At 70.6% G+C, this 12990-nt stretch carries 11 protein-coding genes; 4 read left to right on the forward strand and 7 right to left on the reverse strand.

Annotated features, from left to right (window positions below; translation table 11 throughout):
* Positions 1 to 377: 377 nt before the first annotated feature.
* Entirely contained in the window at positions 378 to 1967 is a 1590-nt protein-coding gene (locus tag WDJ58_RS09145; RefSeq protein ID WP_338917376.1) for a GMC family oxidoreductase, read from the reverse strand.
* 187 nt (positions 1968 to 2154) lie between these two features.
* Here WDJ58_RS09145 and WDJ58_RS09150 point away from each other — a divergent pair, with 187 nt between their 5' ends.
* On the forward strand, positions 2155 to 2562 hold the full coding sequence (locus tag WDJ58_RS09150) for a MoaD/ThiS family protein (protein ID WP_338917377.1): 408 nt from the start codon (positions 2155 to 2157) through the stop codon (positions 2560 to 2562).
* A gap of 49 nt (positions 2563 to 2611) precedes the next feature.
* Here the strand turns inward: WDJ58_RS09150 and WDJ58_RS09155 are convergent, their stop codons facing one another.
* Together WDJ58_RS09155 and msrA are read right to left on the reverse strand one after the other, a co-directional pair.
* Positions 2612 to 3415, reverse strand: coding sequence for an N-acyl homoserine lactonase family protein (locus WDJ58_RS09155; protein ID WP_338917378.1), 804 nt, complete (start codon positions 3413 to 3415; stop codon positions 2612 to 2614).
* 69 nt (positions 3416 to 3484) lie between these two features.
* Positions 3485 to 4021: a peptide-methionine (S)-S-oxide reductase MsrA gene (gene msrA, locus WDJ58_RS09160; protein ID WP_338917379.1), complete on the reverse strand. Its 537-nt coding sequence runs from the start codon at positions 4019 to 4021 to the stop codon at positions 3485 to 3487.
* Between the two features lie 126 nt (positions 4022 to 4147).
* Between msrA and WDJ58_RS09165 the strand changes: the two genes are divergently transcribed.
* The gene (locus WDJ58_RS09165) at positions 4148 to 5554 is read left to right on the forward strand and encodes a hypothetical protein (RefSeq protein ID WP_338917380.1); all 1407 of its coding nucleotides are present in this window, start codon (positions 4148 to 4150) and stop codon (positions 5552 to 5554) included.
* A gap of 203 nt (positions 5555 to 5757) precedes the next feature.
* Here WDJ58_RS09165 and WDJ58_RS09170 read toward each other — a convergent pair whose 3' ends face one another.
* Together WDJ58_RS09170 and WDJ58_RS09175 are read right to left on the reverse strand one after the other, a co-directional pair.
* The gene (locus WDJ58_RS09170) at positions 5758 to 6051 is read right to left on the reverse strand and encodes a hypothetical protein (protein WP_338917381.1); all 294 of its coding nucleotides are present in this window, start codon (positions 6049 to 6051) and stop codon (positions 5758 to 5760) included.
* Positions 6052 to 6286: 235 nt separating this feature from the next.
* Entirely contained in the window at positions 6287 to 8269 is a 1983-nt protein-coding gene (locus tag WDJ58_RS09175) for a choice-of-anchor I family protein (RefSeq protein WP_338917382.1), read from the reverse strand.
* A 321-nt stretch (positions 8270 to 8590) separates the two neighbouring features.
* On the opposite strand from WDJ58_RS09175, the gene WDJ58_RS09180 reads away from it, so the two are divergent.
* Positions 8591 to 9826, forward strand: coding sequence for a M20 family metallopeptidase (locus WDJ58_RS09180; protein WP_338917383.1), 1236 nt, complete (start codon positions 8591 to 8593; stop codon positions 9824 to 9826).
* Positions 9827 to 10260: 434 nt separating this feature from the next.
* Positions 10261 to 10497, forward strand: coding sequence for a hypothetical protein (locus WDJ58_RS09185; protein ID WP_338917384.1), 237 nt, complete (start codon positions 10261 to 10263; stop codon positions 10495 to 10497).
* A gap of 62 nt (positions 10498 to 10559) precedes the next feature.
* Here WDJ58_RS09185 and WDJ58_RS09190 read toward each other — a convergent pair whose 3' ends face one another.
* Positions 10560 to 11852, reverse strand: coding sequence for an NAD(P)/FAD-dependent oxidoreductase (locus WDJ58_RS09190; protein WP_338917385.1), 1293 nt, complete (start codon positions 11850 to 11852; stop codon positions 10560 to 10562).
* A gap of 63 nt (positions 11853 to 11915) precedes the next feature.
* Positions 11916 to 12896, reverse strand: a complete 981-nt coding sequence (gene mvaD / locus WDJ58_RS09195; protein WP_338917386.1) for a phosphomevalonate decarboxylase MvaD — start codon at positions 12894 to 12896, stop codon at positions 11916 to 11918.
* Between the last annotated feature and the right edge of the window lie 94 nt (positions 12897 to 12990).

Genomic DNA, 12990 nt, shown 5'->3' on the forward strand with positions numbered 1-12990 from the left:
ATCGCTGTCCGGTCCCGACGGTGGTCGCCGACCCACTCGTGGCACGCCGCCCGACGGGATCGTCTCATCGCCGCTGGCCACCCGCTCCGCGACCGTCCGGGGCCCGCCCTCGACCGACTCGTTCGCCCGGCACGCCGCCCGCGGTGCCCGCCGGTCCGTGGCCCATCGGTCAGCAGCCGAGTCGACACGGTCCCGCCGGTCACACGGAGCACGCTGCACGGGGGGAACGGGGGACACCCACTCGCTTCGCCATCCCGGGAACCGAGCCTGACGTAAGCACACGGCGAGCGTCGTCCCCGGTACCCTGGCGCTCGAAGCCCCTCGCTCGTCCGGACTGGTGTCGCTGACGGACCCGACTGCGGGGTAGCGATCGGCGCTCACCACTCGCTCTTGATCAGGTCGGCGGCCCGCTCGGCGACCGCGATAGTCGGCGCGTTCGTGTTCCCGCCCGGGATGGTCGGCATGACCGACGCGTCGACCACCCGCAGTCCCTCGACACCGTGGACCCGGAGGCGGTCGTCGACGACCGCCGTTCCGTCCTCGCCCATCCGGCAGGTCCCGACCGGGTGGTACACCGTCTCGACGGTCCGGCGAGTCCACTCGGCGATCCCCTCGTCGCTCTCGACACCTTCGCCGGGCCACACCTCCTCGCCGCGGACGTCGTCGAACGGGTCCCGGTGGGCGATCTCCCGTGCCATCCGGACGCCCTCGACGAGGACGTCGAGATCCGTCTCCTCGGTCAGGTAGCGCGGGTCGATGACCGGCGGGGACAACGGATCGGACGACCGGAGAGTGACCCGCCCGCGACTTTCCGGTCGGAGCTGTGTCACCCCGATGGAGAACCCGTGGTCGCCTTCCGGGTTGTCGAACCCGTGCCGCATGAAGAGGGCCGGGACGAAGTGGAACTGGAGGTCGGGGATCGCGCGGCCGGCCGACGTCCTGGCGAACCCCCCGGCCTCGGCACCGTTCGAGGTGAGCGGGCCGCGTTTGAGGAGGTAGTACCTGAGGAGGTTCGGGAGCGTGTCGGCGCTGTCCAGCGTCCCCGCCGTCGTCGACCGGTAGACGTTGAACGCGAAGAGGTGGTCCTGGAGGTTCCGCCCGACGCCGGGCCGATCGGCCCGCACCTCGACGCCGTGCTCCGCGAGGTGATCGGGGTCGCCGATCCCGGAGAGCATGAGCAGTTTCGGGGAGTCGACGGCCCCTCCACAGACGATCACCTCCCCTTCGGCCCGGGCGCGGTACTCCCGACCGTCCCGTCGGAAGTCGACGCCGGTCGCCCGGTCGCCGTCGAACGCGATCCGGGTGACGTGTGCGCCGGTCTCGGCGCGGAGGTTCGGCCGATCGAGCGCGGGTATCAGAAAGGCGTCGGCCGCACTGTGGCGCTCCCCGTCCTTCTGGGTGAGGTGGTAGAAGCCGACCCCCGCCTGTCGCTCGCCGTTGAAGTCCGGGTTGTGCGGATGACCGGCAGCGGCAGCCGCGTCGACGAACCGCCGGGAGAGGGGGTGTGTCGAGCGGTGTTCGGTCACGTTCAGCGGCCCGCCCATCCCGTGGAACCCCGACCCACCGGGCTCGAAGTGCTCGCTCCTGCGGAAGTACGGGAGTAGCTCCCCGTAGCTCCAGCCCTCGTTCCCGCGGTCGGCCCATCGGTCGTAGTCGGCGGGGTGCCCACGGACGTAGATCATCGCGTTCATCGAGGAGGAGCCGCCGAGGGTCTTCCCCCGCGGCCAATAGAGCCGCCGCCCGTCGCACCCGGTCTGGGGCTCGGTGTAGTACTCCCAGTCGATGGGGCTCCGGAACAGTTCGGGGAACGCCGCCGGGATGTCGGTCTCCCGCCTGTCGCTCGGCTCGCCGGCCTCCAGGACCAGGACCGACCGATCCGACCGCTCGGTGAGCCGGTTCGCGACGACACAGCCCGCCGAGCCCGCGCCTACCACGACGTAGTCGTACGTTCCGACCGTCCGTTGCATACTGTCACACGACCCGTTCCCGCGAGGTATAAACTACCACTCCACCCTCCCCGGGGCCGGCCGCAGGCTTCCGACTCCGTGCGACCGACCGGCGTCCCCCGCGACGACCGGAGGCCGCGGGGTGTCGAGGCCGAGGACGAACACGTTCGGGACAAGGTTCCAGGTCCGGGACGACCGAGCCTCGCGCATGCAGGCTCGAACCGAGAACGAGATGGTGAACTCGACGGCGACCACGACGGTCGACGTGAAGGCGACCGGTCACGTCCGGACGGCGCTCTCCGAGCACCGCTTCGAGTTCACGTTCGAGGGGTCGACCCTCCGGGAGTTCCTCGAGGCGTTCCTCGCGGAGTACGACGTCGCGGACCTCCTGATCGCGGAGACCGAGGCCGAGGCCTCCACCGAGGGGTGGGCGCGGGTCCCCGATCTCGACGCGCTCCCCGGCCGGTGGGTCGACAACCCCGAGGGGGAGCAGACCCGGCCGTACGCGCGGGTGCTCGTCAACGGCCGGTTCAACGAACTGCTCGACGGGTTCGACACCGAACTCGAGGACGGGGACCGCGTCGCGCTGGTGAACCCGTTCATCTACTGCTGCTGATCGGCCGCGACCCACGGGAGCGCCTCTCGACACGCGGCGATCCGGGCCGCTACGGCCAGCCCTCGCGTATCTCCTCGAACTGGTCGTGGTCGTGGCCGTAGATCACCTCGGCGTCGTGGCGACGTTCGAGTTCCTTGGTCGTTCGGAGGCTCTCGAGCCACTTCTGCCGGTTCCAGAGCAGTCCCGGCCCGGGCGGGCGCTCCTTCCGGTAGTTCGCGGCCACGTCCGCGAGGTCGCTCGTGAACAGGAGCGTCCCGTGATCGTCCGTGTGGAGCAGCGTCCCCAGCATCCCGGGGGTGTGTCCCGGGAGATGCAGGAGTTCGAGGTCCTCGAAGAGGGTCTCGCGGTGACGGTGGACCAGCCGCCACTCGATGTCGTGGTGGAAGTCATCGAGGACGTACCCCGCACTCCCCTCGCGCGTGGTCGCACTCATGTACGCGTACTTGAGTTCCTCCTCGTGGACGAACACGGGGACGTCCGTCCCCGCGAACTGCTCCAGCCCGCCGGCGTGGTCCATGTGGAGGTGGGTCTGGACGACGCGGTCGATCTCCTCGATCCCGTAGCCGGCTCGTTCGAGATCGGCGTCGAGGGCGTGGTCTTCCGGGTTCTCGATGGGGTAGGCGTCGAACAGCCCGGCGGGCCAGTGGCCCTCGCCCGCCCCGGGGTGTGCTCCCGTATCCCAGAGCACGGTCGCCTCGGGGTGGTCGATAACGAGGTTGTAGATCGGGGACTCGACGAACTCCAGGTCGGGGTTCGGATCGGAGCATCTGGCGATGGTCGCCGCCTCCAGCTGGAAGTTCCGGTCCATGCGGATCGTCCCCCGGGGGACGACCGTCACGCTGGCGTCGGTCATGGTGGCCCCCTGCTGCGGGACGGCGCATATCTCTTCTCCCCGTCGCGTCTCCGTCTCCGACCCTCGTGTCTACGCCTTCACCTTCTCGCGGAACTTCTCGCGCACCTTCTCGACCTTCGGCTGGGCGTGCATCGAGCAGTACGCGTCGGTCGGGTTCTTCGCGAAGTAGTTCTGGTGCTTCTCCTCGGCGCGGTAGAACGTCCCTAGCGACTCTATCTCCGTCACCACCTCGTCGTCGTAGCCACCCTCCTCGTCCAGCGCCTCGACGTACGACTCCGCGAGGTCGCGCTGCTCGTCGTCGTGGTAGAGGACGATCGACCGGTACTGCGTGCCGACGTCCGGACCCTGCCGGTTCAGCTGCGTCGGATCGTGGACGGTGAAGAACACCTCCAGCAGCTCCTCGTAGGTGATCGTCTCTGGATCGTACTCCAGCTGGACGACCTCCGCGTGGCCGGTGTTGCCCGAACACACCTCACGGTAGGACGGGTCCTCGGTGTGCCCCCCGGCGTACCCGGAGGTGACGTCCGTGACGCCGTCGAGCTCCTCGAACGCCGCCTCGATACACCAGAAGCAGCCGCCGCCGAACGTCGCCTTCTCTCCCGTCATCGACCGGAACGAGGGGACCGACGCGTATGTAGCTGACGTGTGGTGGGGTCCGGTCGGGGCCGGCGGCTCTCACTCCCCGGTAGCCACAGAAGACACTTACCGAGAAACGCTGTTCCCACGACTACCGTGAGACGTGCCGCCCTCCCGTTCGCCCTCCTGCTCGTGGCCTGCGTCCTCCTCGGGGCGGTCCCCTCAACGATCGCGAGCCCCCAGCCAGATCCCGTCTGCGGTGCCTGCGGCTCCTCGTTCGAGCACGCCGCCGAGGAGCGCGGTCTCGCGGCGAACGTCACCCACAGCACCGCCACGGTCCGCGTCCACGAGAACGGATCGGCGACCTGGATCGTGACCGATCGGGTGAACCGGTCCGCCGCCGATCGCCTCGCGGAGGACACCGACCTGCTCGAAGGGATCGCCCGCCGAGCGGCGACCGAGGGGTGGGGACTGCCGCACGTCTACGAGGAGGGCGAGGTGTGGTTCCGGTCGGTCTCGATCGACGACCGGACGATCGAGATCCGATTCCGCGACCCGGACGCGGGCGAGCGGCGACTCGGCCTCCTCGTCGTCGACTACCTCCACTCGGAGGGGATCCGGGGCGGGTGGATACTCAACGCCGACCGGTTCACCATCGCCGGCCCCGACGGTACCGCCGTCGTCAACGACCCGCGAGCGACCATCGGCGACGAGTACGCGTCCCCCGGCGAGGTTCCCGAGATCGACGGGGGGAACGCGACGTGGCGCGGATCGACCGCCGAGCGGGGGTCGGCCCTCTACGACGACGTCTACGTCGTCTACGGCGGCCCGGGGACGGGTCGGACCCACGCCGACGCGGTGGTCGCCCTCTCGACCGCGCCCATCTGGCTGGACAACCTCGCGGCGTTCGTCCTCCCCGCGCTCGTCCTCTACGGACTGTTGCTCGTGGGGGTGGCGGGCGTCTCGATGCGAGCGGCCGAGGCGTCCCTAGACCCCGACCGGATCGCCGGATTCGTCGCCGGTCTCGGTCTCGTCGGGTTCCTGGCCGCCGGCCTGGCCGGGGCGACGAACGAACCATCGTGGTTCGCCGGTCTCGCCGCGATCTACCTCGTGACGGGTAGCATCGCACTCGCCCGCCCCGCAACTCTCCGGACGACACGCGGTGCGCTCGCCCTCGCCGCGGCCAGCACGCTCGGGGTCGGGGTCGTCCTCTCGGGGCTGGCCGTCGTCGACCCGGTGACAGACGGAGCCCTCACCGTCCTTCGAGGGATGGCGTTCCACCTCCCGCTGGCGGTCGTCCCGGCGTTCGGCCTCGCGGTCGCCCGGGACGCGGCGGTCGAGGACCTGCGGTCGCTGACGCTCGCCTTCGCCGGGGCCCTCGTCAGCTTCGCGCTCGCCGGGGCGGTGTTCGTCCCGTACGGTTCCCGGCCGTGGGGCCTCGTCCTGATCCTCACCCTCGGCGGAGCGGTGCTGGCGGCGCTGCTCGGCCTTCCGCTCGCCGTCCTCGCCGCCCGCCGGCAGGCGGAGGCCGGCCGACGCGGCAGAGCGCCCCGACGACCGTAGCGGCGGCCTGCGGACGACCGTGGCCCGGGTTGCGAGGCGAACGGCCGCGTACGAGCACCGCTTCCGGGAGCGGTGCGGTTCGAGAAGGCTGATAGCCACACGTGCGAGTGGAGTCTCCGCCCGCCCGCCCGGCTACTGGAGGCCGACACCGGGGTCGGGATACGGGAGGACCGATCAGCGTGACGGGACGGACGTCGGGCGAGTCACCGCGTCGTGAGACGTCCGGCCCGCCACTCCCAGACGACCTCGAACGACAGCCACACCAGCACCCAGGCGGTCACGACGATGAAGACGAGCGCGACCGACGAGAGCAGGTGGAGGGGTCTGGTAGCCGAAACGAGGGCGGGGTAGAGCAGCACGACGCAGACGGTCGTCGCGAGTAGCCCGACCAGTCCACAGGTGTAGTGCTCGACCGCTCCGACGGTCTCCCTCCGTTCGTCTTCGTGGGGGACGCCCCGGCCCCGATCGTTCGTGGCACCGGTTCGGGGTGTGCTCATATTTTCCACTCCTCACGGGCCGTACGGTAACGGTCGTGTTAAGTGTTACCGCTATACAATGGTTTATACGGTACTCGTCGATCCACCGTGGACCTCCCTCCCCGGTTCGCGTGGAAAGGGGGGCTCGACTCGTCGGCCCGGGGGCGGATCGTTTCCGTTCGTCCGGCGGCTCGTCGAGGACCGGCCGGGAGAGTCGGCCGAGGTGGTGTGGTGGTGGTAGCGGTCGACGCGTCCCTCAGCGGCTCTCGCAGTCGACCGGGACCTCCATCCGGGGGCCGATCGGGTCACCGCTCTCGCGGTCGAACGCCCGAAGCACGGCCGTGCCGTTCGGGACGTCTTCGAGGGTCACCGACTCCCCGGGACCGAGCACGCGACGGCCGACGAGGGCGTTCACGCCGGAACTGTCGATGTCGCGGAGTTCGACCCGCCGGTCGCTCACGTTCGTGACCGTCAGGGTCGCGCCCTCGTCGGTACACGCGACCGACGTGTCGAGGACGGCGCTCGTGCTCGTCACGCGGAAGATCGCCGTCGTGCCGCTGATCTCGTGGCCGACGAAGACGAGGGGGTCGTCGATCGGGCTCTCCTCGGCGGACGCGTAGTCCAGCCCCTCCGGACCGAGGTCGCCGGCCGCGCCGGCGGGCGCGTCACCCTCGGCGATCTCGCCCTGGATGTCGAACGAGAGGTCCCGGTTGTTGACGTAGTCGACGAACGTGGGGGAGTGCGGGTCGGTGATCTCGTAGACCACGACCCCGCCCATCCGTTCGAGCCCGACGAACGCGTAGTGGCGGTCGCCGATCCGCCCGAGCGTGAGACCCTCGGGCTCGGGCCCCTTGTTGTCGCTCCGGCTGTCCCCGGTGTTCTCCGTGTTGTCGTTGTTGAACCGGTCGCCGTACCGCTCGGCGGTGATCTCCTCGAAGTCGCTCCCGCTGTCGAACACCAGTTCGCCGTCGGTGGTGAAGATGCTGAACGACCGCCCGCCGAAGACGTATATCTCCTCGTAGTAGCCGTCGCCGTCGACGTCGCCCAGCGTCTTGGTCACGCCCTTCGGACCGAGGTTCTCCGGTGCCTGGAGCTCCTCGACGCTGTCGATCCCCTCGATCGCCGAGAAGTCGAACGCGTCGGGGTCGAGCCTGAGGTCGGCGACCTCCGCCTCCTCGCTGTAGGCGTCGTAGTCGCGGCTGTCGCCCTCGTTGGCCGTGACGAGGTAGGTCTCGCCGTCGGGGCTGTACGTGCCGATCGCGTCGGGCTGGAGGATCCCGTTGATCGGCCAGTTCCGGACGTCGACGCCGCCGTCCTCGTTGCTGGCGTCGAGTTCGTTCCCCGCCAGGCTGTAGTCCTTGAACCCGAGCGGCAGGAGATCCGTGACCTCCGCACGCTCGACGTCGATCTCGGCGATGGCGTTGTTCTCCTGGAGCGAGACCCACGCCGTCGTCGAGTCCTCGCTCACGGTCACGTACTCCGGCTCGAAGTCCTGTGACGCGCTCGCGTTCGGGCCGAAGATGCGGATGCCCCGGCTCCGGAGTTCGTCCTCCATCCCGTCGTAGGCGGTGAAGTCCGCGGTGCTGACGGTGGGGGCGTCCACGCCGCCGGAGACGTCGACGATGCTGACCGATCCACGGGGATCGAAGGCGTAGTCGCTCGTCGGCTCGCCCTCGTTCGCGACGAGCGCCCGCGTCCCGTCGGGGGTGAAGGTGACCTTGTCGGGCAGCGCTCCGACCGTCGCCGTGCTCAGGAGTTCGAGGGTCTCGGGGTGGTAGAACCCGACCTGCCCCGGGTCCTGTGCGACCTCCGCCTCGAGGGCGACGGCGACGGCGTCCGCGGACGTCGAGACGCTGTTCGCCGAACTCACGCCCTCGACGCCGCCCACGGCGTCGATCTCGCCGACCTTCTCGGGCGCAGTCGGATCCGCGACGTCGAGGACGTCGACGCCGCCGAGGTCGGCGTTGATCACGAACAGTCGTTGCGTGGGGGCGTGGTAGGCGATGATCTCGGCCCCGCCCTCGTCGAAGATGCCCGACTCGTACCGACCGATCCGTTCTAACTCGATCCGTTCGTGTCCGGCGAGCGCGCTCGCCACGTCGGGGGTGGCCGCCCCGCCCGACGCGGCCGAGCCACCGCTCGCACCGGCCGTGCCCGCGAGTAGTCCGAGTACCGTTCCTCCCGTGAGACCCAGGACGGTTCGCCGTCCGAGGTCGACGTTCTCCTGTGAGCGCTTCACGACCTCCGCTCCCCGGGGTGTCATGTTAATCCTATATAATACCGAACACGTCCTCTACGTGCACGAACGGTCAGCTACGTGTGCGTATGTTCGTTCCTACACCGATCCGGACGTCCGGCGTCGGTCCCCGTTGGGCCGCTCCTCGATCTCTCGCCGGGCGAGAACGCGCCCGTGGCGTTACCGGTATCCGCGGCGTCGCGGTCCGGCCGATCGCTCCGGGGCGTCCCCACCGGAGCGGACACCCGACACGGGAGCGGCACGTGGGGTCCCGGCCCCGACGCGACACGAGAGGTTTACAACCGGCGGACGGCAGTTCCGGGCATGACCTCGGATGCGGAACTCGCTGACCTGGCGCGGGCGGTCGAGGACCTCGAGGACGAGGCGGTCTCGTTCCTCCGGGAGATGGTCCGGACGCCGAGCGTGAACCCGCCGGGCGACTACGCGGCGATCCTCGACCTGCTCCGAACCCGGTACGGGGGGTACGGCTGGGACGTCGAGGTCGAGTGGGCACCCGACGACCTCCTGGAGGAACTGGACCTGCCCCACCCGCGACCGAACGTCCTCGCGTACGTGACCCGCGGGGACGGCCCGACCGTCGCGCTCAACGCCCACATCGACACCGTCCCGGTCGAGGAGTCGAAGTGGACGTACGACCCGTTCGGCGCGGAGGTAGACGACGGCCGACTCTACGGCCGGGGCGCGCGCGACTCGAAGGGTCGAATCGCGGCGTACACGCTGGCCGCCCGCGCCCTCGAATCGTCCGGGCTCCTCCCCGGGGACGTCACGCTCGTGCTCGCGCTGACCGCCGACGAGGAGACCGGCGGCGAGGCGGGTGCCGGCCACCTCGTCGAGAGCGGTGCGCTCCGTGCCGACTACGTCATCGTCGAGGGGAGCACCTACGCGGTCGAGTACGCCTCCTCGGGCGTGCTCACCTTCCGCGTGGACGTCGACGGGGCGTCGGCCCACGCCGGACTGGAGCCCGAGGAGGGCGCGAACGCGGTGGTCGCGGCCGCGCGGATCATCACCGAACTGGACTCGTACGGGGCGGAACTCGCCGAACGGGAGAGCGAGGTACCGGGCGTCGGGAGCGCCACCTGCACCCCCGCGACCGTCGAGGGCGGCGTCAAGACGAACGTGGTCCCGCCCGCCTGCTCGTTCACCGTCGACCGCCGGGTACCTCCGGATCACGACGCCGAGGCCGCCGAGCGGGAGTTCCGCGAGGTGGTCGCGGGCGTCGACCTCCCGGACGGGACGACCGCCTCGGTCGAGGCGCTGAGCCGGACCAAACCCTTCCTCTCGGACCCCGACGACGACCACGTCCGGGCGGTCGCACGCAACGCCGACGCGGTCATCGGCGACGTGCCGGTCCGCGGGACTCGCGGCGGGTCCGACGCCGGTCACTTCCACGCTGGCGGCACGAGGGCCGTCAAGTTCGGCCCCGGCGGTCGGGACTCGAACGTCCACGGCCCGGACGAGAACCTCGCGCTCGACCAGCTCCGGGGCGCGGCGGTCGTCGTCGCCGCGAGCGTCCGCGACATCGGCCGCGACGCGGAGTGACACCGTACGGCCCGACGGCCACGCGCCGGGGTCGTTCGCGTCGGCCTCCCGAACGGTCGACTTCCACCGGCGGTTCGGTCGCTCGCGAGTGACCGACCGTCACCCGATGCTCGGTTGAGTGGCCGAACGGAGCACGCCCCGATGGACTCACGCACCCGGGTTCGTGGATCCTCCGGAGAACTGGTCGGGGCCTTCCGGGGTCCTCACTCGCGGGCGGACGGAAGTTTCCCGCCCGGAGCGCGTCCCCGGGGCCGAGCGCAACTCCATCTCGCCAGCTGAGGTGGCGTTCGACGTGGTGACGTTCGGCCCGTATCGGCCCACTGCTCCGGTCGTGATCGGGGACGAGGGTTCGCACCGCGCACGGAGGAGCGGATCGCGGGTCGAGTCTGAGAACGAAGCGAAGCTTGATGCGGTTCCTTGGCTCACCGCCGAGTATGACCGGTGTGGTGGTGGACCGACCGCCGATGAACCGTCGGGCTCTCGCCGCGATCGTCCTCGCGGGCCTGGTCGCCGCCTCGGGGTTCTTCCTGATGCCCGTGTTCGAGTGGCTGGGCGTGGGTTTCCTGCTCGCGTTCGTCGGTATCTCCGCTATCGAAGTGGGCTGTGCCCTGGTCGTCGTCGTCTCGGTTCGGAGCCTCTACCCCGACGACTACAGCCCCGAGTACTACTGAGCGCCGGGGGCCGCCAGAGTCCCCGCAGGTGTCCGGACCGACCGCCGATGCGTACGGTTCGACTACTCCCGCTCGTCGCCGGCCGCTCCGCCGTTCGATCCGCTCTCGTTCGGATCTTCGGGATCCTCGTCGACATTGATCCGGATCGGGTCCTGGTCCTCCGGTACTTCTGTCCCGTCCGGCCCGTCCGGGTCGCGACCGCCCGACCCCTCGACGTCCTCGCTCGTCGGCCAGCCGAGTTCCTCGCGGACGAGATCGGTGGCCCGCGAGACCGCCCCGACCGAGCCGAGGTACGCCCCACCGATACTCGCCTTCGCTGCCCGGGCGGCGGCCCCGCGGAGGACCGTCGGGCCGAGCTGTGCGACCGCGCCGTCACCGACCGAGACGACCCACCCCGGGGAGTCGAAGTCGAACGTCTCCAGCCGGGGGCGGAAGCCGCCCTCGCCGGACCGCTCGTGCTCGACGAGACGACCGACGTTCGCCGCGGCGACGCGGGCGGCCCGGACGGCCGACTGCGCGCTCGCGGGGACCGCCTCGCCGGAGGCGTCGACGATCCGGGCGGCGTCCCCGACGGCGAACGTCCGCTCGCCGAGCCTGAGGTCCGCCCGGACGACCGGGCGGTCACCGCCGGTGGCCTCGCTCCCGGCGATGCCGCCCGTCCAGACGAACGCGTCGTAGGGGAGCTCCTCGCCACTGTCGAGCTCGACCGCGTCGGCCGTCGCGCTCGCCACGGCCGTTCCCGTCCGGACGTCGATCCCGTAGGCCTCCAGTTCCGACCGGACGGCGTCGCCGAACCGCCGGTCGAAGTTCGGCGCGATCTCCTCCAGCTGTTCGAGGAGCGTCACCGTCGCGTCGAGGCCCTCCTCCTCGGCGAGGGCGGCGAGCTCGCCGGCGACCTGCACGCCGGAGAGGCCCGCCCCGCCGACCACCGCTCGCGGGGAGTTGCTGGCGAGGAACGCCTCGCGGATGCGACGGGCGTCGTCGAGCCGCTTCAGGGGGATCGCGTGCTCGCCCACGCCGGGGAGGTCGTAGAACGCGGTGGTCGCGCCGAGCGCGAGCACGCCGTAGTCGAACTCGACGGGATCTCCCGAGACGAGCGTGGCGACGCCGGCATCGGGATCGACGGACTCGATCTCGTCCTCGACGAGTTCGGCCCGGCCGAGGACGTCCGCGAGCGGGATCGTGACGTCCTCCGCCAGCGAGGGGCGGCGGACGACGCGGTGGATCTCGTGCTGGACGAGGTGGTCGGGCGAGTCGTTCACGACCACCAGGTCGACCTCCTGGGGGAGGGAGCGTTCGAGGCGTCGGGCGGCGGCCAGGCCGGCGTACCCGGCACCGAGGACGGCGACGTGCATACCGGCCCTACGGCCGTCGATCGCTTGAGGGTGCCGCCTCCGGCCAGTCGGAACGGGTGGGACTTAGAACAGCGCCTCGTCCGCGTCGAGTACCTGCGCGGGGCCGCCGATCCGCCAGACGCGAGTGTCGATGCCGAGGTCGGCGATCGTCGACTCGACCCGGTCGACGTGCTCGTCGGTCGTGTTGACGTAGACCGACGCGCCGGTGTCGACCGAGAAGTACACGGGGATACCCTCCTCGCGGAGGTCGCGGACCGCCTGGAACACTTCGAGCGTCTCGGGCTGCCAGTAGACCCATCCCGCGGGGCCGGTCATGGTCGTCGCGGCGAGCGAGAGCGAGTCGAACTCCGCCGCCTCGAACGCCCGGTGGAACTCGCCCGCGCGGAGCGCGTCGCGCATCTCCGCGAGCTGTCCGTGGATGTAGGCGAGCCGGGCCTCGAACATGTGGGAGTCGGCGGCCTCGGCGTGGGCCTCCTCGGTGTGCTTGAACGCCGGTATCTCGGCGGCGACGACTCTGACGTCCTCCTCGAACGACTCGGGGACGTCGATGCGCCGCGAGCGACAGTCCTCGTCGTTCAGCCCCGTCCGGAGATCGGAGAACGCGCCCGTGACCGCGCGGGCCGCCGAGGAGGACCCCCGGCGTGCCACGGTGGACATCTCCGGGTGGGTCAGGTCGAGGTCGGCCGCCGTACAGAGCGCCACCGCGGCGGCGGCGAACCCCGACGAGGAGGAGCCGAAGCCGATGTTGGTCGGGAAGTCGTTGACGCTCTCCAGCCGGACCCGGTCGTCGGTTCCCGCGAGCTCGCGGACCCGGTCGACCACGCTCCGAATACGCTCCGCGCCCCGGCCCTCGGCGATCTCGTCGTCGACGACGTACTCGTCGGCCGTCCGATCGGGGTCGAACTCCGCCGTCGTCTTCGAGTGCGAGGGGGCCGTACAGAGGCTGATCGAGTCGTGGTAGGGGAGCCTGAGCTCCGGATCGCGCATCCCGTGGTACTTCACGAGCCCCTGGATGGGGTGGGCCTTCGCCGTGGCCTTGTTCATGTGCCGGGGGCGTCCGATGGACGCTTAAGGGGTTCGGGTACCGGGCGACCGCTCCCGTCGTCCTCGGGCGTCGGTTCGCCCGCTCCGCGGTCGG

Origin of the sequence: Salinirubellus litoreus (assembly GCF_037335815.1) — an archaeon.
Lineage (GTDB): Archaea > Halobacteriota > Halobacteria > Halobacteriales > Haloarculaceae > Salinirubellus > Salinirubellus litoreus.

Excerpts from the sequence above, each read along its gene's own strand:
- WDJ58_RS09145 (WP_338917376.1), bottom strand. The coding sequence starts at position 1,967 with ATGCAACGGACGGTCGGAACGTACGACTACGTCGTGGTAGGCGCGGGC.
- WDJ58_RS09150 (WP_338917377.1), top strand. The coding sequence starts at position 2,155 with ATGCAGGCTCGAACCGAGAACGAGATGGTGAACTCGACGGCGACCACG.
- WDJ58_RS09155 (WP_338917378.1), bottom strand. The coding sequence starts at position 3,415 with ATGACCGACGCCAGCGTGACGGTCGTCCCCCGGGGGACGATCCGCATG.
- msrA (WP_338917379.1), bottom strand. The coding sequence starts at position 4,021 with ATGACGGGAGAGAAGGCGACGTTCGGCGGCGGCTGCTTCTGGTGTATC.
- WDJ58_RS09170 (WP_338917381.1), bottom strand. The coding sequence starts at position 6,051 with ATGAGCACACCCCGAACCGGTGCCACGAACGATCGGGGCCGGGGCGTC.
- WDJ58_RS09180 (WP_338917383.1), top strand. The coding sequence starts at position 8,591 with ATGACCTCGGATGCGGAACTCGCTGACCTGGCGCGGGCGGTCGAGGAC.
- WDJ58_RS09185 (WP_338917384.1), top strand. The coding sequence starts at position 10,261 with ATGACCGGTGTGGTGGTGGACCGACCGCCGATGAACCGTCGGGCTCTC.
- WDJ58_RS09190 (WP_338917385.1), bottom strand. The coding sequence starts at position 11,852 with ATGCACGTCGCCGTCCTCGGTGCCGGGTACGCCGGCCTGGCCGCCGCC.
- mvaD (WP_338917386.1), bottom strand. The coding sequence starts at position 12,896 with ATGAACAAGGCCACGGCGAAGGCCCACCCCATCCAGGGGCTCGTGAAG.